Origin of the sequence: Myxococcus sp. SDU36, assembly GCF_030168875.1 — a bacterium.
Lineage (GTDB): Bacteria > Myxococcota > Myxococcia > Myxococcales > Myxococcaceae > Myxococcus > Myxococcus vastator.
In genome coordinates this window covers 1905266-1927041 of sequence record NZ_CP077414.1, presented here as the reverse complement: position 1 = coordinate 1927041, position 21776 = coordinate 1905266, and the positions used below count along the sequence as shown (strand labels likewise).

The following is a 21776-nucleotide window of genomic DNA, read 5'->3' as shown; positions in this document are numbered from 1 at the left end:
TTACCATCACCAACGCACGCGCAGTGGGGCTCTTTCCTACCGCCGGCGCGGCCTCCCAAGCCCCCGAATCGCGTCAAGGCGCTGCACGTCCGCCGATCTCCGGGAAGCGCTCGTAGGTCCGCTTGAGCATGTCCAGATGGGCGGGGTCGTTCAAGTCGAGTGGCGCGTCGGTGAGCTGCACGACCCAACCCGATGCAGTGCGCCGCGCTCGTGAGAGCAGGTCGGCGTCGCGGGCGGGGTCTGGGAACCCGATGGCCTGTGCGGCAGCGGCAGACCAGTAGTTCATCCAACCAAGGTAATAGGGAATCTCGGGCGAGCGAATGTGCGGGGGGAGTTTCAGGGCGGGCAGTCCCCGGCGTGGCGAAGGCGGACCTTGCAGCGTGGGTGCTGTCTGATACGCGATGTCCACCTTGGCGGCGTACGGCGTTGCACTCCCCCAGAAGGCGCGTGCGCCCTCCGCCACGGCTTCAAGCACAGCCGCCGCTGCCGCAATCACAGCCTCGCACAGTGGCATTTTCGCATGGACTTCCAAAAGGGGCTGACCGCCTGGACTGAAGAGTCCCGACCTTTCCCTTCCATCAACCGTCACGGGGTAATTCACGTCCCCGTTGCAGACAATGGGGAACTCCCCGTCGTCAATGCTTTCCAGGAGCCATGCATCACGCTGTGGCAATGGGATGGGGCGCCCGCTGTCTGAGAGCCGCCACTTCAGCCGCAAGCCGGATAGTGCCTGTTCCATTCCATGGATGACGTCGACCGCGCGACCGTCTTTGCCCACGAGCGCAGGCGCGTAGGTGATAAGGTTGAGGGTTCTTTGCTGAGTCATCGTGGGCATCCCGTGACGCTGATATTGAGGGACTCATCCTCGGCGAGCAGAGCGTCTTTGTGCGCTTGGGTGCTCACTCCGACCCTTCAAGCGGTGCTCTCATAAACGCAAATCGCCCAGACAGCTGGACGACCATGAAACCTTTGCCAGCGATTCTGACGCGCTCTGCGTCTTTGGCCTGCCCACTGGCGAGCCACTTATCTGCATCTTCCTGAGTTGCGAACTCATGGGAGACGATGAGCTTGAATGAGGGGTCAAAAAATCACTATAGAACCTACGGAAGTCATCCTCCCGCCTGACGTGGCGAGGATATATCAATGCAATCTGGGCAAGCTCAATTGCATCTCTTTCCGACGAACCCTCCGGGTACACCTGAGCAATCGAACCAAGCAGACTGAGATTTACGTCTATGTCGAAGTCTGGAATATAAGGCATAACAACACCGCGCCTTTCGTCTTCGCGTGACAGACGCCCTGGATGCCCAGGGCACGCCCAACGGCGTCAAGGCGCGGTGACGGTTGTCCGCAGCAGCTCGCGAGCCCGCGCCATGTCCCCGGGCACGGGCGCCTCCACGGCGCGCGCCTCGACACCCGCCAGCGCGGGCCACTCCACCCGCGCGGCATGAAGCGGCGTACGAGACAGCACCACCGTGTCCCCTGCCCCGCCCAGCTCCTTCTCCGTCAGCGGCGCCTCGCGGCCGTACTGGTGGTCCACGAGCAGCGGGTGCCCCAGGGACAGCAGGTGCACGCGAATCTGGTGCGTTCGCCCGGTGAGCGGCTCGGCCTCCACCAGGGACGCGCGCTCGAAGGTCTCCACGGGCCGCACGCGGGTGCGCGAGGCCTTGGCCTCCGTGTCCCCTGGCCGAGCCACGCGCATGCGACCCTTCCTGCCAGCCACCAGGGGCGCATCCACCATTCGCGGCGCTTCGACCCGGCCCTCCACCAGCGCCACGTAGCGCTTGCGCACCGTCCCCGCCTCGAAGGCTCCCGACAGGGCCCGGTGCACCGCGGCGTCCAGGGCGAACACCAGGGCCCCCGAGGTGTCCCGATCCAACCGGTGCACCACGAAGACCTTCTGGCGCCGCTGCGTCTCCAGCAGCTCCCGGAGCGAGGGGCCGCCTTCGCGCCCGGGAATGACGAGCATCCCGGGCGGCTTGTCCACCACGAGCACGCCGCCGCCCTCGTAGAGGATGCGGACGTCCGTCACTCGTACTCCGTCGCCGGCACCACGGTGATGGGGCCCAGGCCCTTGAGCTGCTTCTTCACCACGGCCGCCTTGCCCAGCACCACCACCGCGGGCGCCTGCGCGAAGCAGTACTTCCTCGCGGCGGCGATGACTTCCTTCGGCGTCACCGCGCGCAGCCGGTCCCGGAACTTCTCCACCCAGTCATCTCCCAGCCCGTGCAGGCGGGCCTCGGCGATGCTTCCGGCAATGGACTCGTTCGTCTCCGTGCGCAGCGGGTACAGGCCGGCGAGGTAGGACTGGGCATCCGCCAGCTCGCGGGGCTTGAGCCCCTTCTCCCGGACGCCGCCAATCTCCGCCAGCGCCACGTCGATGATTTCGCGCGTGGACTCCGTCTTGGTGAAGGTGGACAGCGCGAAGACGCCCGCCGCGTTCATCGAGTCGAACCACGAGCTGACGCCGTAGGTGAGGCCGCGGTTGACGCGAATCTCGTTCATCAACCGCGAGGTGAACCCGCCGCCCAGGGCGATGTTCATCGCCGTGGCCGGGAAGTAGTCCTCGTGCCCCATGCGCATGCCGGGCCCGCCCAGCCGCACCTGCGACTGCGTCTGGTCCGGCTTGTCCACGAGGATGACCCGCCCTCCCAGGGCGATGCGCTCCGGAGCGGGGATGACCACGGGCGCGCCCGGCCCTCCCGTCCAATCCGCGAAGGCTTCCTCGGCCGCCGCCGCCACGCGCCGCGGGTCCATCGCGCCCACCACGATGAGCATGGACACCTTGGGCCCCATGCGCGCTTCGTGGAAGCGCACGACGTCATCGCGCGTGAAGGTCTTCACCGTCTTCGACGAACCGCCCACGTCGTGGCCGTAGGGGTGGTCCCCCCACAGCGCGCGGACCATGGCGCGGTCGGCGATGACGGACGGGTCGTCCAAATCGTTGGCGAACTGCGCCAGCTCGCGCTCGCGCGCGTCGTCCACTTCGGACTGCGGGAACGTGGGCTCGCGCACCACCTGGCCCAGGATACCGAGCATCTGCTCGAAGTGCTCGGACGGCGTGGTGAGGGCCACCGACAGCGTGTCTTCACTCACGCCCACGCCCAGGCTGGCGCCGACGAACTCCACCGCTTCGTCAATGGCCTGCGCGTTCAGGCGGCGGGTGCCCCGGCGCAGCAGCCGGGCGGTGAAGTCCGCCAGGCCGTGCTTGCCGTCCGGGTCGGTGGCGCTGCCCGCGCGAATCACCAGCCGCACGGACACCATGGGCAGGGGCCCACGCTCGGCGGCGATGACCTTCAGGCCGCTGGACGTGGTGCTTTCATGCAGCGTGGGGAGCGTGAGGGCGCTCGTCGTGGCGCGAGGCGCGCCGCGCTTCGACGCGGCCTTGCGCGGGGACGAAGCCTTTCGGGCGGCAGGGACCTTGCCGCCGGCGCGCTTCGCAGGACGTGCGAGGGACTTTCGGGAGGGGCTCTTGCGAGAGGCCATGGTGTCAGGGCTTTCCTTGGAGGGGCCGGGCTCAGGCTTCGGTGGGCGCGGGAACCAGCGTCACCACGGAGCGGTGCTCGGGCGCGAAGTACTTCGCGGCCACGGCCCTGACCTGGTCGTTGGTGATGGAGGCGTAGGTGGAGGGCAGCGTCAGCAAGCGGCGCCAGTCGCCGAGCAGCGCCTCGTAGTGGCCCAGGGCATGCGCCCGGCCGCTGTTCGTGGCCAGCTCGCGCAGGTGGTCCGAGCGCAGGTTGTTCTGCGCCTTCTGCAGCTCGCGCTCGGTGATGCCCTCGCGCGCGACCTTCTCCAGCTCCGCGTACAGCGCGGCCTCCACCTGCTTCGGGTCGGAGTCCGGCTTCAGGGCCAGGTAGAAGAGGATGGTGCCCGGGTCGATGCGCCAGCTCCAGTCGAGCATCAGCGACACGGCCAGCTTCTGCTCGTACACCAGCGAGCGGATCAGCCGGCTCCCCTCACCCTTCGTCAGCACGTACTGGATGACGTCCAGCACGAAGGTGTCGTCCTCGCGCGCGGACGGGCCCCGGAAGCCCAGCATCAGCGCGGGGGACTGCGCGGGGTGGCGGACCTCGGCGCGGCGCTCGCCCTTCTGCTCGGGCTCGGAGTTGAGCACCGCCGCGGGCGCGGGGCCCTTGGGGATGTTCCCGTAGTACTTGCGCACCAGCGCCAGCGTCTTCTTCGGGTCAATGGCCCCGACGATGTAGAGCACCGCGTTGTTGGGCGCGTAGTAGGTCCGGAAGTAGTCCTGGCAGTCCTCGCGGCGGATGGCCTCGATGTCCGCCATCCACCCGATGACGGGCCAGCGGTACGGATGCGCCTTGTAGACGAGCGTGCCCAGCTCCTCGTCCATGAGGCCGAAGATGTCGTTGTCCACGCGGACGCGGCGCTCTTCCTTCACGACCTCGCGCTCGCTGGTGAGCGTGTCCTGGGAGATGCGCAGCGAGCGCATCCGGTCCGACTCCAGGTCCAGCACCGTCTCCAGCGCGTCGGCGGAGAAGTCGTCGTAGTACACCGTCAAGTCCGTGGACGTGTACGCGTTGGACCGGCCGCCGTTGGACTCCAGCGTCTTGTCGAACATCTTGGGGCCGTACTTCTTCGCCCCGTTGAACATCATGTGCTCGAACAGGTGGCTGATGCCGGTGATGCCGGGCCGCTCGTTGCGGCTGCCGACCTGGAACACGGTGTAGAGGCTGACAACGGGCGCCTGGTGGTTGGCGAGCAGCCGCACATGGAGGCCGTTGGGAAGCGTGGCCTCGTGGACGTCGAACAGGGACTCGAGTGCGGGGTCCGCCACGCGAGTGGGTACTTTGCTCGGGGAAGCCTTGGGCATAGGGCCCCGAACCTAACCAGAGCGTGGCTATAGATCCACGACACCCGCACGCAAGGCCATCACCACGGCCTCCACATGAGAGTTGACGCCCATCTTCCGGTAGATATGCGACAGGTGCGTGCGCACCGTCCGCCGCTCCAGCGTCATCACGTGCCCCACCTCGGCGTTGGACAGGCCCTTGGCTACGTAGCCCAGCACCTCGAACTCCAGCGGCGTGAGCGCCCAGGGGTTCTCCGGCTTCTTGTCCTCCTGGGTGGACTTCGCCTGGACGGACTGGAAGTAGTTCCAGAAGCGTTTGGCGATGATGGGCTCCAGGACCGTCCCGCCCTCCATCACCTCCTGGATGCCGGAGCGGATCTTCTCCGGCCCCACCCGCTTGACCAGGTAACCGGAAGCCCCGGCCTGGATGGCTTCGTAGACCTTCGTCTCGTCGTCGAAGGACGTGAGGATGAGGATCTCCACCTCCGGGGCGCGGCGCTTCACCCGCTGGGTCACCTGGATGCCGTTGATGCCGGGCAGCTCCAGGTCCAGGAGGACGAGCTGGGGGCGGAGCTGGACGATGTCCTCCACCGCGGATTCCCCTTCCTGGGAGGTGCCCACCACCTCCAGTTCGGGAAAGGTGGCCAGCACCTTCACCAGGTTCTTGAGGAGCTGGGGTTGATCCTCGACGACGAAGATGCGGGTCGGATCCATGGTCACCGCCTCGGAGACGTGAACGAGTCCACCAGCACCTTCAGGTGCTGGCCGCGCTTGATGCGCAGGTCCAGCTCCTTGGGCTCTCCGGTGGCGACGGACACCAGCTTGATGCGCCGGGTGCCCACCTTGATGGGATATCGGTTGAGGGGCGTGCGACGGCTCAGTCGCGCGCCGTCGACGTAGACGGCCGCCGGCACATTGGTGGTGATGGTGACATACGCGCGCTGAGACTTCGGGGGCGGCCTCGGCTCGGGGGGCGCGTCCTCCTCGTCTCCTCTCGACGCGGCCTCTGGAGCGGGCGGCGGACGCGCCGGCGCCGGCGGCGCGATGGGCAGGGCAGGCGGTGGGCCCACGGGTGCGGCCTCCGCCTCCGCCTCCCGCGGGGCCTCCTCCGGCGCGGGGGCGGCGTCACCACCGAGCTGCCACGCGGCCACCAGGAAGGTGACCAGCCCCACCCCGGCGATGGCCGCCGCGATGCCCAGCCTGCGTCCATACCGGTGCTGGGCCACGGACAACCGCTGCTCCGCGCTCATCAGGCGCCGGTGTACGTCGGACGTCGAAGACAGCGCCGGATCGGATGGCGGCATCGCCATGTCGTCACGCACGCGCGCCGAGCCCGGCTGCACCGCGGGCAACACGTCCGGGATCGTCTTGGGCCCCTTGGCCTCCGCGGGCGCACGGCGGAGACGGGCGCCGCGGCGTCCTGGCGCGGAGACGGAGACCGAGCCCTCGTCATCCGCGGACGGTTCGGGCGAGGAGAAGTCCTCCACGACCTTGAGGCGCGGGTTGCGCCCGATGCGGGTGTGGCCACTCCCGCCCCCCACCGACGACGGCGGGCGCCGAGGCTTCGGCGGGGCGGCGCCCGGCGGCGCGTCCCACCCTTGCTCCAGCGGTCCGGCGGGAGCGGGCCCGGTGTCCTCCTCCCCCGGCGCGGAGGTGGCGTCGGAATGGGAGACGCGCGAAGGCGCCCGTACCCGCGTGGCCACGTCCGCCACGTCCCGCTCGTACAGCTCCGGGCGGTATTCCTCGAACGCGGGCTCGGAGGCCTGCTGCGTCTCCGCGCTGGCCTCGTCCTCGGTCAGCGCGCGGCTGTACGGGGCCCGCTGGACCACGGACTTCTCAAGCTCCTCCGCGCGCAGGTCATCCATCTCCGCGCCAAAGATGGGCTCCAGCGTGAAGGGCTCCTTGAACGGCGGGGGCCCCGCGCTGACGTGGCTCATCTCGTTGGGGAACAGCTCCCGCACGAAGCGGCGCACGTCGTCCGCCGAGGGCATGCCGCCGCTGGCCGCGAGCTGATTGCGCAGGGACATGGCGAACTCGCCACAGGAGCGGAAGCGGCGCTGCGGCGTGGGCTCCAGCGCGCGCAGGATGAGGGGGTCCAGCCGTGAGTTGATGCGACGGTCCACGCGGCTGGGCGGCGGCAACGCCTCGCTGCGCCGCGTGGACACTCCGCCGCTGCCGGGCACCACGGGCTCACGCTGGGTGAGCAGCTCGTAGGCGATGGCGCCCAGCGAGTAGATGTCCGACTGCGCGGAGTGCGGATCGCCCCGCGTGACTTCCGGCGCGCGGTACGTGCCGCGGCCCCGGTGGCCAAACGACTTGCGCAGCTGGGGCACGGCCATGAGGGCGCGCAGCGCGCCGAAGTCGCACACCGCGGGCAGGCCGTCATGCGACAGCACCACGTTGCCCGGGGTGATGGCGCCGTGCACCACGCCCGCCTGATGTGCCTGGTCCAGGGCCTCCAGGAGCTGGATGATGATGTGCAGCGCCACGGTGGGCGGCAGCACCACGTCCTTGGAGTGCAGGCGCTGGAGCGCGGTGCCCAGGGTGAAGCCGTCCACGTCCTCGCGGACCACGGCCAGTCGCTGGCGGATGACGCCCAGGTCCACGACGTGGAGGATGCCCGGGTGCCGTACGGGCTGGAGCAGCCGCGTCGTCTCCGCCAGGTCATGGGCGTAGGCCGGGTCCGACGTCCTGGGGTGGAAGAGCTTCACCACCACGGGGATGCCGGGGATCTCGATGCCCTGATACAGCTCGGCCAGCTCCCCGCCTTCCACCTTGCCCGTCAGCCGGTACGTGGCGGTCATCGCTTCTTTCGCGCCGGACGTCGCCGCGTGACGGCGGAAAAGACGAAGCCACACCACACGCACGACTCACCGCGGCGGCCACGCGGCAGCTCCAGGGTGCACCCCGGGCACCGAGGACGGACCCGGACCGGGCGCTCGGCCGCACGCTGGGCGGGCTTGCGCGCGGCGGGCTTGCGCGCGGCGGGCTCGGTGACGGGCCTGGTGGCGGCGACCTTCAGACGCAACCGGGCCTCCAGCCGGCGGACCCGGTCTTCGAGCGCGGCAATCCGGGCGGACAGGCGAGCTTGAACCGCCTCGGGGGCCTCCGAGGGCTGTCGTCGGGTGGGCGAGCGCATCGCAGAACCCGGAGCGTGCCACGCCGGCTCCAAACCCCGCAAGGTAAGAGCCGGGCCAGCCACACGCGTGTTATGTGTCTGAGTCCCTTGGCACCATCACTTTCCCCGTTCCGTCCCATCCCGGGTGGGCCCGCGCCGGACCCGCTTCACGGGAGCTTCCGTTCTCCCCTCAATCGAGCCCGCGCCGAGGACGCCGCGCAGCGGGCCGGTGGACTGCTCGCCGACGAGGAGCTCACGCGGCTGCTCACCTCGCCCCGCGAGCGCCGGGAGGTGGTGCAGCGGGCGCGGGACATCTTCGTCAACCGCAACCTGCGCATGGCCAGTGTCGAGCTGTTCGGCTTCGACATGGATTACACGTTGGCCATCTATCACATGCGCCGGTTGGAGCAGCTGTCGTTCGACATGACGCTGGCGAAGCTGGTGAGCGAGTACGGCTATCCGCCGGTGGTGGGCGGGCTGCTGTACGACCACCACTTCGTGATGCGCGGGCTGGCGGTGGACCGCGTGAACGGCAACATCCTGAAGATGGACCGCTTCGGCCACGTGGGCCGCGCGTACCACGGGCTGCGTCCGCTGAAGCGCGAAGTCTCTCGGGAGCTGTACCGCAACAAGCGCGTGCGGCTGCGCACCCCGCAGTTCGCGTGGAACGACACGTTGTTCGCGCTGCCGGAGACGTGCCTCTTCGCGGGCATCATCGAGCTGCTGGAGTCGCTGGGACACACGGTCCAGTACGGCAAGCTGTACGACGACATCCGTGAGGCCATCGACACGGTGCACCGGGACAACTCGCTCAAGCGCGAGGTGCGCAAGGATTTGGCGCGCTACGTGTTCCTGGACCCGGAGCTGGGGCCGGCGTTGCACAAGCTGCGCTCGGGTGGGAAGCGGCTGTTCCTGCTGACGAACTCCGCGTGGGACTACACGGACGCGGTGATGAAGTACCTCCTGGACGGGCAGCTCGCGGAGTACCCGAGCTGGAGGAACTACTTCGACGTAGTGGTGACGGCGGCGGGCAAGCCGGGCTTCTTCACGGACGCCCGCCCCTTCCTGGAGCTGGACGCCAACACGGAGGAAGGCCGCGTGGTGGGCGAGGCCACGTCACTGGAGCGCGGCAAGGTCTATTCGGGTGGCAACCTGGCGCGCTTCGAGGAGCTGACGGGCTACCGGGGCGAGAACATCCTGTACGTGGGCGACCACATCTACGGCGACATCTTGAAGTCGAAGAAGTCGTCGCTGTGGCGCACGTGCATGGTGGTCCAGGAGATTGAAGACGAAATCACGTACACGGCGACGCGGCAGGAGGAGATTGGAACGCTGTCGCAGGTGGAGGTGCTGCGTGAGCGCTTGGACGACGAGGTGAACCACCACAAGACGTTGCTCAACCTCCTGGAGCGGCGGCTGGAGCGCGAACACCTGGCGCCGGATGAGCGCCTGGGCGTGGAGGAACTCCGCAAGCAGACGAAGGTGGAGCTGGAGCGGATGCGGCGGGCCTTGAAGGAGGCCAGCGAGGTCGCGGACACGCTCGAGGAGGACGTGGAGGAGGGCTTCAACCCGTACTGGGGGCTGCTCTTCAAGGAAGGCAACGAGAACAGCCGCTTCGGGTACCAGGTGGAGCAGTACGCCTGTCTGTACACGAGCCGGGTGTCGAACTTTTTGCACCATTCGCCCATGCAGTACTACCGCTCGCCTCGGGACAAGATGGCCCACGAGCAGGCCGGCGCCCTGTCCTCCCGGCTGTCCCCGATGGGCAGCGAAGGTCCTCCGAAGGGCGCCGGGACCGAGGAGGCCTCAGGCGACGTGTCAGACCCTCCCGTAGGATGGGAACCTGTCGGGTAGCCATCCCTGGAGGTTGGATGCTACCTTGAGGACTTCACGGGTTCCATCCAAGGAGAGGTGTGGGCATGGGCAGGGGCAGGAATCGGAAACCAGCGACCTACGAGGACATCGAGCAGCTTCCGGTCGGCTGGGTCGGAGAAATCGTCGACGACGCGCTGTATGCCTCGCCCAGGCCCGCCTATGGGCACCTGCGCGCGTCCGGCCGACTGACGAGCCTCCTCGCGCATCCCTTCGAGTTCTCACGTGAGGGGCCTGGTAGCTGGTGGTTCCTGGTTGAGCCCGAGCTCCACTTCGAGCGCGATGTGGTGGTGCCCGACGTGGCCGGGTGGCGCCGCGAGCGGCTGCCAGAGCCCCCAGACCCCGAGCTGCCCTGGTTCAGCACCGCGCCAGACTGGCTGTGCGAAGTCCTCTCCCCCTCCACGCGGAGCCTGGACCGGGTCCGGAAGATGCCGCTGTACTTCCGCCAAGGCGTGGCGAACGTGTGGCTCATCGACCCCGTGCGCCAGTCGTTGGAGGTCTACCGGCGCGGGGCCACGAGCTGGGTCCGGAGCCAGTTGTTCACGGGGAGCGTCACCGTGAGCGCGGAGCCGTTCGAAACCCTCTCCCTGGACCTGGGCATGCTGTGGACGCCACGAATGGGAGGCGTCGTGCAGCCGTGACAACGGCCCTCACGGCGCGGCGGAGGCCCCCACGCGGCCCCAGATGACGTCGGTGAAGCGCGAGCCGGGCTCGTCCTCCAGGCCCAGCTTGCGCAGGTCGTCCGTGTACTTCGCGCCCTTCACCACCACCCACCGCCGCGCCACGCGCCGGGCCTCCGCCAGCGTCTCGTGCGTCAGCGGCGCGTGCTCCGCGAAGCGACGCAGCATGTCGAACGCCGGCTGCGACTTGCGCGGCTTCGCGAACATCGGGTCGAAGAAGACGACGTCGAACGCGCGCGACGGCAACGTCTTCAGGTACTCGCGCGCGTCCGCGTGCAGCACTTCAATGGGCCCGGAGTCCTCGCCCAGCGCGTAGCGCCGCAGCCCCTCCCCCGCCACCGCCCCCAGCGCCAGGCTCCGCTCCAGCCCCACCACGCGCCCCGAAGGCCCCACCGCCAGCGACGCCACCATCGCGTCCTGCGCCAGCCCCAGCGTGCAGTCCAGCACCGAGTCCCCGGCGCGAAGCTCCGCCACCCGCACGAAAGCATCCGGCTCCCCCGCCCGCAGCCGCATCCGCCGCAGGTGTGCCATGCCCGCGTGGAACCCGAACGAGCCCTCCGCGTCCCACAGCGTCACGCCATCACCGCCCACCACCAGCAGCGCCGCCGCCTTCGTCCCCAGCCACGGCGCCACGCGCTCCTTCGCGCGCCGAGCCAGGAAGGGCACGCCCCACCGCGCCGCCACGGCCCGCGCCTCGCGCACCAGCGCCGCGTCCACCTTCGTGCTCGTCGTCACCGCCAGCGGTACCAGGGCCACCCTCCTGCCTCGCATCCACCATGCCCGCGGCGAAGGGGCAACGGATTCCGCCATCCACGACGCTCCGCGCCACGTCACAGTTGGCCCATTGCGTCAATCGTGGAAGCCCCTGCCTGCCTCCGTCGCGGAGCCGACAGGATTAGTACGAATTAACGAACTCCATAGGAATTCGCGCCCTCGTGCCTCAGAATCGGACTTCCTTCGGACGATGGAGAATCTCCCCAATCCGCGCCCGGAGTGGATCGCTTGGAGAGGACAACGATGCACAACAGAGCAACAGGAATGGCCGTTGTTGTACTGGTCGCAACCCTCTTGGTGGGCGACGCGTTCGCAGCCACCTTTGGAGTCACGCCGTCGGGCTCGTCCGCCGTCTTCTACGTCGACACCAACGCCTGGGCGGACATCCACTACGTCCGCAACAATCAGGGGCAGCTCAACTATCGGATGGGCATCGTCAACGGCCGGAACCAATACACGGTGACCGGCCTGTCCGCAGGCGAGACCATCGACTACTCATTCACGTACTGGGACGTGTCCTGCAACTGCGCCCGTGACACGGCCTGGACGCGCTACACGCACTCCGGCACGCAGCCTCCGCCCCCCCCGCCGGACGCGGGCACGGACGCGGGCACGGACGCCGGCACCCCGCCGCCGCCCACGGACGCGGGCACGCCTCCCATGGGGCCCATCGTCCCGCTGTACACCACGTCCACGCCGCTGGAGCCCGCGACGGTCCAGGAGACGGCCACCGCCATCATCACCCGGGTGGGGGACCGCGTCCGGGATCGCCACGCGCGCGAGGACATGTTCCAGTCGTATGACCACTACCTGCCCCTCTATTTCCAGGCGCGCACGCACTACATCGAAATCGTCGACGAGGTCGCCAAGGGCGGCAACCGCATCACGGTGAACCTGCACACCGTGTACCCGTATGACCGTCCCGACTTCCGCGCCTTCTTCCGCGGGCTCGGCACCGTGGCGGAGTACTTCCACAACGCCCAGTTCACCGCGGTGAACGACTACCACTACACGTCCAGCGTCAACTTCAACGCCAAGGAAGGCCGCGCCATCCGCGTGGGTGACCGCATGGAGCTGGAGGTGGGCGTCTTCCTTCGTCAACCGGTGGAAGGCCGTTTCAACTACTACTCCACCACGTACCTCTACATGGTCGGCTCGGGCGGCGTGGTGCCCTACGACGTCACGGGTTCCATCCGGGACTCCATCCCCATGCCGCAGGCGGGCTGGAGCGGCGGCCGCACCACGCTGAGCTCGCCGCAGTCCAACGAGCCCGACAACCGCTTCCTGCAGATGGCCAACAACCTGGCGCCGGTGAGCGCGCAGCCCTTCGTGGAGGGCCGCCGCATCCACCACACGAACTTCGGTGACGGCAGCCACTCCGAGCCGGGCAACCCCGCCCTCACCCAGCACCAGGGCAAGCTGGGGCCCAGCTACGTCGCCCCGTCCTGCGTCTCCTGCCACGTGCAGAACGGCCGCGCCCTGCCCCCGGCCACCAACACGACGCTGACGAACTACGTGGTGAAGGTGGGCCAGGCCAACGGCGCCGCCGATCCGTTCCTCGGCTACCGGCTGCAGCCGCGCCGCACCAGCGGCACGCCCGAGGGCGCGGCCCGCATCACCGGCTGGACGGTCAGCTCCGGCACCTATGGGGACGGCACCGGGTTCGAGCTGCGCCGGCCCAACTACGCCTTCACCAACAACACGCCCACGAACTACTCGGCGCGCATCTCTCCGCAGCTGGTGGGCATGGGCCTGCTGGAGGCCATCCCCGAGTCGGCCATCGCCGCGCTGGCGGACCCCAACGACAGCAACGGGGACGGCATCTCCGGCCGCATGCACCAGGTGAGGGATCCGCAGACGGGCGTGACGCGGCTGGGCCGCTTCGGTTGGAAGGCCAGCACCGCCACGGTGCGCCACCAGGTGGCCGAGGCCCTCAACAGCGACCTCGGCGTCACCACCTCCGTCTACCCGTCGCTGGACTGCGGCCCGTCGCAGCAGGGCTGCGCCGGCACCAGCACCGAGCTGGCCAACACCGAGCTGGACAAGCTCACGCGCTACATCTCCCTGCTGGGCGTGCCGGCGCGCCGCAACCTGAGCGACGCCACGGCGCTGCGCGGTGAGACGCTGTTCAACAACGCGGGCTGCGCGCGGTGCCACACGGCCTCCCTGACGACCAGCGCGTACCACCCGCACGCGGAGCTGCGCGGTCAGAGCATCCGTCCGTACACGGACCTGCTGCTCCACGACATGGGCGCGGGGCTGGCGGACAACCTGCCGGACGGCCAGGCCACCGGCGCGGAGTGGCGCACGCCTCCGCTCTGGGGCATCGGCCTGACGGCGGGCGTCAGCGGCGGCGAGGCCTACCTGCACGACGGCCGCGCCCGCAACCTCGCCGAGGCCATCCTCTGGCACGGCGGCGAGGGCCAGGCGGCGCGCAACAACTTCGCCAACATGAACAGCGCGGACCGCAACGCGCTGCTGGCGTTCCTGCGCTCACTGTAAGCCGCTGAAGCACTTCCAGGGGGCCGCGCGTCACGGGCGGCCCCCTGTTTCAAGCTCAGGACGCGTTCGCCGCCTGGAGCTTCCGGCCGCCCTGCATGATGGCCACGGTGACGGACTGGTTCCGGCCGTTGCGCTTCGAGTGGTAGAGGCACTGGTCGGCCAGGTCGATGAGCTGCTGCTTCTCCGTGCCGCTGTCGGGGAAGGTGGCGATGCCCAGCGACATGGTGATCTTCAGCGGCCCCATCTCCGTCTGGAACGTCTCCGCCTTCACGGCCTCGCGGATGCGCTCGGAGATGATGAAGGCGCCCTTGGCGTCCGTCTCCGGCATGATGATGACGAACTCCTCGCCGCCGTACCGCGCGACGATGTCCGTGTCGCGCGCCATCGTCTTGATGATGCGGGCCACGCCCTTGAGCACCTGGTCTCCCGTCGGGTGTCCGTAGGTGTCGTTGACGCTCTTGAAGTGGTCCACGTCGGTGAGGATGATGGAGCACTTGCGCTGGTAGCGCCGCGCCTGGGCCAGGATTTCGTCCGCCCTCGCCTGGAAGGTGCGGTGGTTGAACAGGCCGGTGAGGCCGTCCGTGGTGGCCATGCGCTCCATCTGCTCGAAGAGCTGCGCGCGCAGCACCGCCTGCGCCGCCTGGATGGCGATGACCTCAATCATCCGCAGCACGTCCTGCTCGAAGGCGGCCTTCTTGCGCGAGCCCGCCACCAGCGTGCCAAGAATCCGGTCGCCCGCCACCAGCGGGAAGATCTTCAGCGCGCCCAGGCCGCGAATCTGCGTCTCGTCGTCGAAGATGACCTGCCGGTCCATGGCCTTGATGTCGCGGCCCGGCAGCGGCGCCCCGTAGCGGACCACGTTGGCCACCAGCCCGTTGTTGTCCTCGAAGCTCTGGCCGGACAGCGCCTGGCCCTGCGCCGTCACGCCGGACATGCGCACCACGCGGTGCATGCGCTTGCCGTCCACCTCGGACACCAGCGTCACCGCGCAGAAGTCCAGGCCCGCGAGCTGCCGGGTGCTCTCCAGCACCGCCATGAACACCTGGTCCGGGCTGCCCGCGCGGTTGAGCTCCTCGATGGCGCGGAAGAACCGGTCCTTCTCATCGCGCGTCTTGCGGATGTAGCTCATCACCCGCTCCACCTCGATGGAGCGCAGCACCTCGCCGGCGATGATGGAGAGCAGCTTCTCATCCTGGTCGCTGAAGGGCTCGTTCGCCAGCCGGTCCGCCACAAGCACGCCGCGCACCAGCCCGCTGGCCTCCAGGATGGGCACCGCGAGCAGCGCCTGCACCGCGGGGCCGCCGCCCTCGTAGTACGTCACGCCCTTGAGCCCGTTCGGCGAGTTCATCCGCACCGGCGCGCGGCGCATGAGCACGCCGCCGATGATGCCCTCGCCCGAGTTGAAGCGCTCGCGCTGCACGCGCTCGGAGCCGGAGCGGCAGTCGTACAGCTTGAGGCTCCGGTCATCCGACGTGAGCAGGAACGCGGCGCAGGTGTACGTGCGCAGCCCCGTCTCCGCGATTTCGAGCGCGGCGTGCACGGCGCCCTCAATCTCCTTCACCGAGGCCACCAGCCACTTCTCGTCCGAGCTCATCCCGCTGAAGCTGTCCTGCGTGCCGGACGACACCAGCCGGAAGGTGCGCGCCCGCTCCTCCACTTCACGGATGCGCTTCTGCACCGCGTCGCTCTCCGCCCGGCGCGCGGCGGCGATGCGCGTCGCCAGCACCAGGTGGTAGAGGCCGGAGAACAGGGCCAGGAAGGCCGCGTGCGTCAGGTAGCCCGTGGTGTTGGGCACCGGACCGCCCAGCGTCACCAGCGCGTCGTACACCAGCGCCACGCCCAGCAGCGTGAGGCCCGCGTTGCGCGGCAGGAAGGCCACCAGGAACGCCATCAGCAGGTAGACGATGGGGAACAAGTCCCCGCCGCCAATGGCCACCACGACGAAGGCCGCGGAGATGAGCGCGCCGCCCAGCTCCAGGTCATCCCGCAGGTCGATGACGGCGCCCACCGCCCCGCGCATGGCCCGGCGCCAGGCGGCCACGGCGATGCCCACCAGCAGGCAGCCCACCAGGGCCGCCTCCGTCCACCCCAGCGTGCTCAGCCCCCGGAAGCCGCCGCGCGCCAGGTGGATGAACGTGGCGAGCGCGGCCGCGGCGGGGATGGACCGGACCGCGAGACGCAGCAACCTTCCGGGAGACGGAAACTCGGGAAGCGACGTCATGGGGACTCCAGGTGGAAGATCATCTCGCCCGGCTTCACGAAGCCGAGTTCCTCGCGCACGGCGCGCTCCAGCGCGGCCGGGTCCTTGCGCAGGGCGGCAATCTCCCTGCGCAGGGCCTCATTCTGGGTCGACAGGGAGCGGTTGCGGGCCTGCACCGACTCCACGTCCTGCCGGAGCGAGAGGTAGCGGCGGAAGCCCTTCGCGTCCACGACGGACACGAGGCTCAGGGCCGCAGCCACCCCCACCACCACCACCAGGAACTTTCGCCTCGCCGTCATGAGCACCGAGGACCGTACCAGTGGCCCCCTGCCCCGCAAGATTTCCGCTCCAGGCCTGTAGCAATGCCGGGAAACTACTCGGGCTGGGCCAGCAGCTTCTCCACGGCCTTCGCCATGTCGGCGTGGGATTCCACCCCATGCCAGCCCGCCACGGCCCGGCCCCGGCGATCCAACAGCACGGTGGTGGGCAGCCCCTGGATGGCCCCGAAGGCGCTGTGACCGTCAATCATCGCCTGGTTCGCGATCAGCACCGGGTAGCGCAGCGCGTAGTGGTCCGCGAAGGGGGCCAGGACCTTCTCCCCCTCCAGGTCCATGCCCACCGCCACCACCTGGAAGCCCCGGGAGCCGTAGTCCTTCTGGAGCGCCTCCAGCGTGGGCATCTCCGCCAGGCACGGGAAGCACCACGTCGCGAAGAACGAGACGAGCACCACCTTCCCGTCCAGCGCGCGCACGTCGTGCGGGGTGGGCCCCACCGACGGCAGCGCCAGCGCGTTGAGGAAGGCGTGCCCCGCGTCCACCGGGCGAGTCCCCCGGCAGCCGGCCAGCGCCACCAGCGCCACGAGGGCTCCCCGGAGCAGCGCGCGGGACATGGCGCTCAGGCCTCCGAGGCGGGCGGCCCGGCCCGCTGACAGTCACGGCAGAGGCCGTACAGCTCCATCTTGTGCGACGTCACCTTGAAGCCGTGCCTGCGGGCCACGGCGTCCTGGAGCGCCTCGATGCGCTCGTTCTCGAACTCGATGATGGTGCCGCAGCGAGTACAGACCAGGTGGTCATGGTGGTCGCGCCCCGCGGCCGCCTCATAACGCGTCTGCCCGTCCCCGAAGTTGCGCGCGTGGGCCAGGCCACACTCGTTGAGCAGCTTCATGGTCCGGTACACGGTGGCGACGGACACCTTGGTGTCCTGTTCACGCACCTTGTTCCACAGCTCCTCCACCGACAAGTGGCCTCCCACCGAGAAGAACGTGTCGATGATGAGGCTGCGCTGGCGCGTGCTCTTCAGGCCGTGCTGGGCCATGTAGCGGGCAAGCACCTCGTCCTTGTCCCGGTCGTCGTCGTGGTGGTGATGGCTGTGGCTCATGTGAGATCCTTCAAGGCCGACCCGGCCATTTCCCGACAAAGGCGCCCCGCCGGAGAAGAAAACGTCACCGGCATGTGTTGGGCTCCGAACGCGGCGGGCCTGATACTCCGGTCCCATCCTCCCCGCAACGCCTGGCGTGCGGCCTCGGGGAGCGCCGCCCCACCCGCCCGCTCGTCCCCGCGACTTGCACTCGCCGTAGGCTGTTTAGATTGGAATCGGACTGGCTCATTGACACCTGTCTGCAGGCGAAGATAGAGGCATCCGCCCTCGTAAACGAGCATTTTTCCGCGACCTTCATGAACAGTCCCTGGCAGAGAAGACGGCAGCCCGACGACGTCCCCACCCCCGTGGCGGTTGCCGTCTCGGACTTCTGCAGGCGCGCGAAAGCACCCGCACCGGCACCCGAGGTCCGCGAGGCGCTGGCCCTCCTGGCCGAGGCTGATGATTTCCGCGTCCGCGCACTGACAGACGGCGAACCCGAGGCCTCCCCCCTGGGGCCCTTCGCCGTCATCGACATCCTCAGCGGCACCCAGGCCTCCGTGGCCGCGCAGCGTCAGGCGTGCGGCTTCTATGAGGTCGCCCGCGAGCTGGCCCACCTGCGCGAGCAGAAGACGCCACCTCCAGCGCCCGCGGAGCCCCCCCTCACCTTCGCCCCGCCCCCCGCCGCGGAGGCGTCCGCCGGGAGGAAGGGTGGCAAGGCCTCGAAGGAGGACCTGGAGGCCACCGTCAAGGAGCGCATCGCCCCGCGCAAGCGCGCCCCCATGGAGGACACCCTGGGTTCGCCCGCCGACTTCGCCGAGGAACCCGCCCTCTCGCGCAGGGACCTGCCGCGCCCCCGGGGCCGCTTCACCCGCGTGGAGGCGCCGCGCGCGTCCTTCCTGGAGCTGACGCGCCTGACGGGCAAGCCCATTGTCGAGGCCGCCCTGGAGGCCGCCGACCACCGCTTCGCGCTGCTGCGGGCCCTGTCCCAGCGCTTCAATGGCGCGCGGGGCGAGCTGACGCTGATGGATCTGGAGAACGTGCTCCGGGACCACGCGCTGATGGACGCGATGGTGGAGAAGGAGCGCCGCCAGGTGCTGGACGGCTTCACTGGCCAGCGGGGCGCCGCCGGCCGCGTGGCCTGGGCCCTGGGCCTGAGCCCGTCGGAGCTGCAGCGGCTGGTCTCCGTGCTGTCGCTGACGGAGGACGTGGAGGCCCTGCGCGAGCGTTTCCGCCGCGAGGCCCTGGCCGCGCCCCACCTGACGCACCGGCTGGATCTGCTCGGGCGTGAGAAGTACCTGGCCGACCTGGGCATCCAGAAGAAGTTCGCCGACATGCTCCGCAAGGAACTGGAGCGGCTGGTCGGTGACGTGCTGCAAGATGCCAGAGACCTGCACGAACTGGCGGATGCCGTCGCCCGCAAGCACGGCGCCCCGGCCGAGCTCGTCTTCCGCGCCTTGGAGCGCTTGGGACTGGCGGACGGACTGCGCAAGCAGCTGCTGGCCGGCTCCCGCTGAATCAACACCCTGACGAGGCACTGAGAACCATGCCCATCTACGAGTACTCCTGCCAGAGCTGTGGAAAGATGATCGACGTGCTGCAGAAGATCTCCGACCCCGCCCCTGCAACCTGCAGCGCGTGCGGGGCCGAGGGGTCGATGACGAAGGTCGTCAGCCGCTCGAGCTTCGTCCTCAAGGGCGGGGGTTGGTACTCCGACCTGTACAGCTCCACCAAGAAGGACGGCGGCGGCTCCACGTCGAGCAGCAGCGCCTCCTCCTCGTCGTCGAGCGCGTCCTCGCCGCCGGCCAGCAGCACGCCCGCTCCGGCCCCCGCGCCAACGGCCTCGGGCGACAAGAAGTAGTCCCCGGCCCGCGCCCACCTGGGCCGGGCCCGCCGAAAATTCGCTCCGGGCATGGGAGCGGCGCACACTCACGCCCCGTGCCCTTCCCCCCCTCCAAGCGTCCTCCCCGTCACTGCGCGCTGTGTGGCCATCCGGAGCTGACGGACACCCGCGGGTTCGGCCGTTTCCTGCTCGTCGCGGACCCGCATGGCCGCGGCCCCATCTGCCCCTCGCAGCGCGGATGCCGCGGCGGCAAGCGCGAGGCGCTGGAGCCATCCCCGCTGACGCAGCCAGCCCGGTGAGCTAATCAGGACACCTGCCGGGCCCTGTCCCGCGGAGGTGCCATGCCGCTCGCCCCATTCCGAATCCTGCCCCTGTCCCTGCTGACCGTGCTTGGCGCGGGCTGTGCGTCCCAGACGCGCATGCCGCCCGAGGCGCGGAACTCCCTCAACCAGACGCTCTCCGGCCCGGAGGCGGAGCAGTACCTGCGCGTCTCCAGCAACGTCACGCCGCTCTTCGGTGACGCCTCCAAGCGCCTGCTGACGCCCTACGCGCCCGAGGACGTCCAGCTGCTCGACGACACGAAGGGCACCCCCATCAACCCGGGCGCCGTGGAGCGCGTGCTCCCCGCCGGGACGAAGGTGCGCATCACCCGCGTGGAGTTCCCCACCTCCTGGGTCATCACCGAGCGCGTCCTCTACAGCCCGCGCGCCTGGCCCTGGGTGTACCTCACGGAGGCCGGCGCGCCCGCCAACGCGCCGCCGCTCATCCTGGTGATGCCGCCCAACCTGGACCGTCCGGAGGACTTCCGCACGGAGCTGGAGAAGTACCTGTCCGCGCGGGACGTGAAGCCCACCCTGGACGCGCTCCCCCCCGCGGTGCAGGCCGCCGTGCGAGAGAAGCGCCTGGTGGCCAACATGTCCGCGGACGCCGCGCGCATGGCCTGGGGCCCGCCGGAGACGGTGCGGCGCTCCCTGGAGGGCACGGCCAAGAACGAGGAGTGGACCTACCCCGGTGGCCGCCGCCGCGCCTTCTTCACGGACGGACGCCTCGCGCGCGCCGAGGAAGGCGGCGGCCAGGTCGTCCCCTGAGCGGACCGCGGTGAGCGCCGGCTAGCGACGGCGGCGCTTGCCACCACCGCCGCGGCCCCCCCCCCCGGACTTGCGCGCCGCCTGGGCTTCACCCGGGCGCGTGAGCCGGGGAAGGTCGCCGGCCATCACCGGCCAGAAATCGCCCTTCAGCAGCTCGGCCACCAGCTCGGCCTGCGTCTGCACCGGCCGCTTGAAGAGCGTGGCGCCCCGGCCAACCTCGTCGAGCGAGCCCCGGGCGTCGCTGCCTCCGACACAGGGGAGCTTCAGCGCCGCCGCGGCCTCCACGGCCAGGTCATTGGACGTCTGCTTCACCCGGGCGTTGTAGCCCTCCACGGCGCTCAGCACGCTGAGGGAGCGGATGAAGTCCATGGCCGGGTTCTGTGAGTCCCGGTCATAGGGCCGCGCGGCGATGATGGCGGCGCCCAGGGCCTTCACCTTGGGAAGGCACTCGGCGGCGCTCCACGGCTTCTCGCGGTTGCTGCCCCACATCTGCACCGGCTCCGGGGCCAGCTCCGGCTTCGGGAAGAAGCACAGGTACTGTCCACGGTCTGTCACCAGCTCCAGCCCGACGAAGACCTTCAGCTTCGACTTCGCGCCGATCTCGAAGAGCTCGTCGCAGCCGTCCTGGGTGTTCGTCTCGGTGAAGGCCACCCCGTCCAGGCCGAACAAGGCGGCCCGCTCCAGCACGGCGCGAGGATCCAGCTCGCAACCCTTGGACAGGTGGGAATGGGCGTGCAGGTCGATGAGCATGGGCGCTGCTCCCTAACAGGCTCCCCCGAGCCCTGTCGAGCCTGCAACGCCCTGCCCCCGGCTCAGGCGAACGCGTAGGACTGGAAGGTGCCCTGGGTGGCCTGGGTGTTCTTCTCCTCGTAGGTGCGGATGAGGTACCCCATCAGCATCAGCGAGGACGTGTTCTCCAGCACCCGGGACGGGTCCTTGGAGATGAGATTCGCGCTGTAATTGAGGAAGAACTGGGCCAGCTCTTCACCTGCCTCCTTGACGATGAGCGCATTCAGCGCGGAGGGCTCCATCGTCCGGATGGTGTTGATGAAGTCTACGGCCAGGTCCTTCTTGGTCTTCATGTCCACGGGCCTTCCCCCTTCCCCACTCCGCCGCCACTCGCGGCCCCCTGCCACGAGCGCCCCACGCAATCAGGTGCGACTTGAGCAACATAGGCACGGGCAAGATGCTGCAAACCCCCAGGCGTGGACGATCAATATCCCCACGGCAGGGAAGCCGGGTTTTTGACACCCCGGAACGGCGCGTGCGATAACCTTCTATTGTCCTGAATCAGCACCGCACAAGGAGTGGCAGGCGATGTTCACGGGCGTGAAGGTCTTCTCCGCCACCAAGGCGAAGGAGCGCGAGGAACTGGGTGAGAACGTCACCCGGTGGCTGAAGAGCAACTCCGACCTGGAGATTGTGGACCGGGTCGTGTGTCAGTCTTCCGACAACGAGTTCCACTGCTACACCATGGTGTTTTTCTACAAGCACGGCAAGAGCGAGCAGGCGGCCCCGCAGTCCTGAGCGGGA

At 69.2% G+C, this 21776-nt stretch carries 21 protein-coding genes; 7 read left to right on the top strand and 14 right to left on the bottom strand.

Annotation, left to right across the window (positions count from 1 at the left end):
* Positions 1–73: 73 nt before the first annotated feature.
* The 7 genes from KGD87_RS07780 to KGD87_RS07750 all read right to left on the bottom strand — a co-directional run bounded on the left by KGD87_RS07780 (position 74) and on the right by KGD87_RS07750 (position 7949).
* On the bottom strand, positions 74–826 hold the full coding sequence (locus KGD87_RS07780; protein WP_284666839.1) for a DUF5953 family protein: 753 nt from the start codon (positions 824–826) through the stop codon (positions 74–76).
* 501 nt (positions 827–1327) lie between these two features.
* On the bottom strand, positions 1328–2032 hold the full coding sequence (locus tag KGD87_RS07775; RefSeq protein WP_284666838.1) for an RluA family pseudouridine synthase: 705 nt from the start codon (positions 2030–2032) through the stop codon (positions 1328–1330).
* Positions 2029–3486 carry a M16 family metallopeptidase gene (locus tag KGD87_RS07770; protein WP_284666837.1) on the bottom strand — a complete coding sequence of 486 codons (1458 nt, stop codon included), beginning with the start codon at positions 3484–3486 and terminating at the stop codon, positions 2029–2031. Before KGD87_RS07770 ends, KGD87_RS07775 begins: the two co-directional genes overlap by 4 nt.
* 31 nt (positions 3487–3517) lie before the next feature.
* Positions 3518–4831, bottom strand: a complete 1314-nt coding sequence (locus tag KGD87_RS07765; RefSeq protein ID WP_284666836.1) for a M16 family metallopeptidase — start codon at positions 4829–4831, stop codon at positions 3518–3520.
* A gap of 27 nt (positions 4832–4858) precedes the next feature.
* Positions 4859–5524, bottom strand: a complete 666-nt coding sequence (locus KGD87_RS07760) for a response regulator (protein WP_284666835.1) — start codon at positions 5522–5524, stop codon at positions 4859–4861.
* Positions 5525–5526: 2 nt separating this feature from the next.
* The gene (locus KGD87_RS07755) at positions 5527–7614 is read right to left on the bottom strand and encodes a serine/threonine protein kinase (RefSeq protein ID WP_284666834.1); all 2088 of its coding nucleotides are present in this window, start codon (positions 7612–7614) and stop codon (positions 5527–5529) included.
* Positions 7611–7949 carry a hypothetical protein gene (locus KGD87_RS07750; RefSeq protein ID WP_284666833.1) on the bottom strand — a complete coding sequence of 113 codons (339 nt, stop codon included), beginning with the start codon at positions 7947–7949 and terminating at the stop codon, positions 7611–7613. Before KGD87_RS07750 ends, KGD87_RS07755 begins: the two co-directional genes overlap by 4 nt.
* Positions 7950–8021: 72 nt before the next feature.
* Between KGD87_RS07750 and KGD87_RS07745 the strand changes: the two genes are divergently transcribed.
* Complete coding sequence (locus KGD87_RS07745) at positions 8022–9782, top strand: HAD-IG family 5'-nucleotidase (protein WP_284666832.1); 1761 nt, start codon at positions 8022–8024, stop codon at positions 9780–9782.
* Positions 9783–9847: 65 nt separating this feature from the next.
* Positions 9848–10441, top strand: a complete 594-nt coding sequence (locus KGD87_RS07740) for a Uma2 family endonuclease (RefSeq protein ID WP_284666831.1) — start codon at positions 9848–9850, stop codon at positions 10439–10441.
* Positions 10442–10450: 9 nt separating this feature from the next.
* Here KGD87_RS07740 and KGD87_RS07735 read toward each other — a convergent pair whose 3' ends face one another.
* Positions 10451–11314 carry a class I SAM-dependent methyltransferase gene (locus KGD87_RS07735; protein WP_284666830.1) on the bottom strand — a complete coding sequence of 288 codons (864 nt, stop codon included), beginning with the start codon at positions 11312–11314 and terminating at the stop codon, positions 10451–10453.
* A gap of 183 nt (positions 11315–11497) precedes the next feature.
* Here KGD87_RS07735 and KGD87_RS07730 point away from each other — a divergent pair, with 183 nt between their 5' ends.
* Positions 11498–13756 carry a di-heme oxidoreductase family protein gene (locus tag KGD87_RS07730; protein WP_284666829.1) on the top strand — a complete coding sequence of 753 codons (2259 nt, stop codon included), beginning with the start codon at positions 11498–11500 and terminating at the stop codon, positions 13754–13756.
* A 55-nt stretch (positions 13757–13811) separates the two neighbouring features.
* Here KGD87_RS07730 and KGD87_RS07725 read toward each other — a convergent pair whose 3' ends face one another.
* The 4 genes from KGD87_RS07725 to KGD87_RS07710 all read right to left on the bottom strand — a co-directional run bounded on the left by KGD87_RS07725 (position 13812) and on the right by KGD87_RS07710 (position 17333).
* A complete protein-coding gene (locus tag KGD87_RS07725) occupies positions 13812–15977 on the bottom strand; it encodes a sensor domain-containing diguanylate cyclase (protein ID WP_284666828.1) in 2166 nt (721 codons plus the stop codon).
* Positions 15974–16255, bottom strand: a complete 282-nt coding sequence (locus KGD87_RS07720) for an FtsB family cell division protein (RefSeq protein WP_284666827.1) — start codon at positions 16253–16255, stop codon at positions 15974–15976. The genes KGD87_RS07725 and KGD87_RS07720 overlap by 4 nt, the downstream gene beginning before the upstream one ends.
* Positions 16256–16329: 74 nt before the next feature.
* Complete coding sequence (locus KGD87_RS07715; RefSeq protein WP_284666826.1) at positions 16330–16845, bottom strand: TlpA family protein disulfide reductase; 516 nt, start codon at positions 16843–16845, stop codon at positions 16330–16332.
* 5 nt (positions 16846–16850) lie between these two features.
* Complete coding sequence (locus KGD87_RS07710; protein WP_284666825.1) at positions 16851–17333, bottom strand: Fur family transcriptional regulator; 483 nt, start codon at positions 17331–17333, stop codon at positions 16851–16853.
* Positions 17334–17680: 347 nt separating this feature from the next.
* On the opposite strand from KGD87_RS07710, the gene KGD87_RS07705 reads away from it, so the two are divergent.
* From KGD87_RS07705 to KGD87_RS07695, 3 genes are all read left to right on the top strand, one after another.
* Entirely contained in the window at positions 17681–18829 is a 1149-nt protein-coding gene (locus tag KGD87_RS07705) for a hypothetical protein (RefSeq protein WP_284666824.1), read from the top strand.
* A gap of 29 nt (positions 18830–18858) precedes the next feature.
* On the top strand, positions 18859–19173 hold the full coding sequence (locus KGD87_RS07700; RefSeq protein WP_284666823.1) for an FmdB family zinc ribbon protein: 315 nt from the start codon (positions 18859–18861) through the stop codon (positions 19171–19173).
* A 323-nt stretch (positions 19174–19496) separates the two neighbouring features.
* Complete coding sequence (locus KGD87_RS07695; protein ID WP_284666822.1) at positions 19497–20243, top strand: hypothetical protein; 747 nt, start codon at positions 19497–19499, stop codon at positions 20241–20243.
* Between the two features lie 21 nt (positions 20244–20264).
* On the opposite strand, the gene KGD87_RS07690 is transcribed toward KGD87_RS07695, so the two are convergent.
* Both KGD87_RS07690 and KGD87_RS07685 read right to left on the bottom strand, forming a co-directional pair.
* Positions 20265–20993: a PHP-associated domain-containing protein gene (locus tag KGD87_RS07690; RefSeq protein WP_163787477.1), complete on the bottom strand. Its 729-nt coding sequence runs from the start codon at positions 20991–20993 to the stop codon at positions 20265–20267.
* 62 nt (positions 20994–21055) lie between these two features.
* Positions 21056–21331: a hypothetical protein gene (locus tag KGD87_RS07685; RefSeq protein ID WP_090492493.1), complete on the bottom strand. Its 276-nt coding sequence runs from the start codon at positions 21329–21331 to the stop codon at positions 21056–21058.
* A gap of 229 nt (positions 21332–21560) precedes the next feature.
* Here KGD87_RS07685 and KGD87_RS07680 point away from each other — a divergent pair, with 229 nt between their 5' ends.
* Complete coding sequence (locus tag KGD87_RS07680; RefSeq protein WP_163787247.1) at positions 21561–21770, top strand: hypothetical protein; 210 nt, start codon at positions 21561–21563, stop codon at positions 21768–21770.
* Positions 21771–21776: the final 6 nt, after the last annotated feature.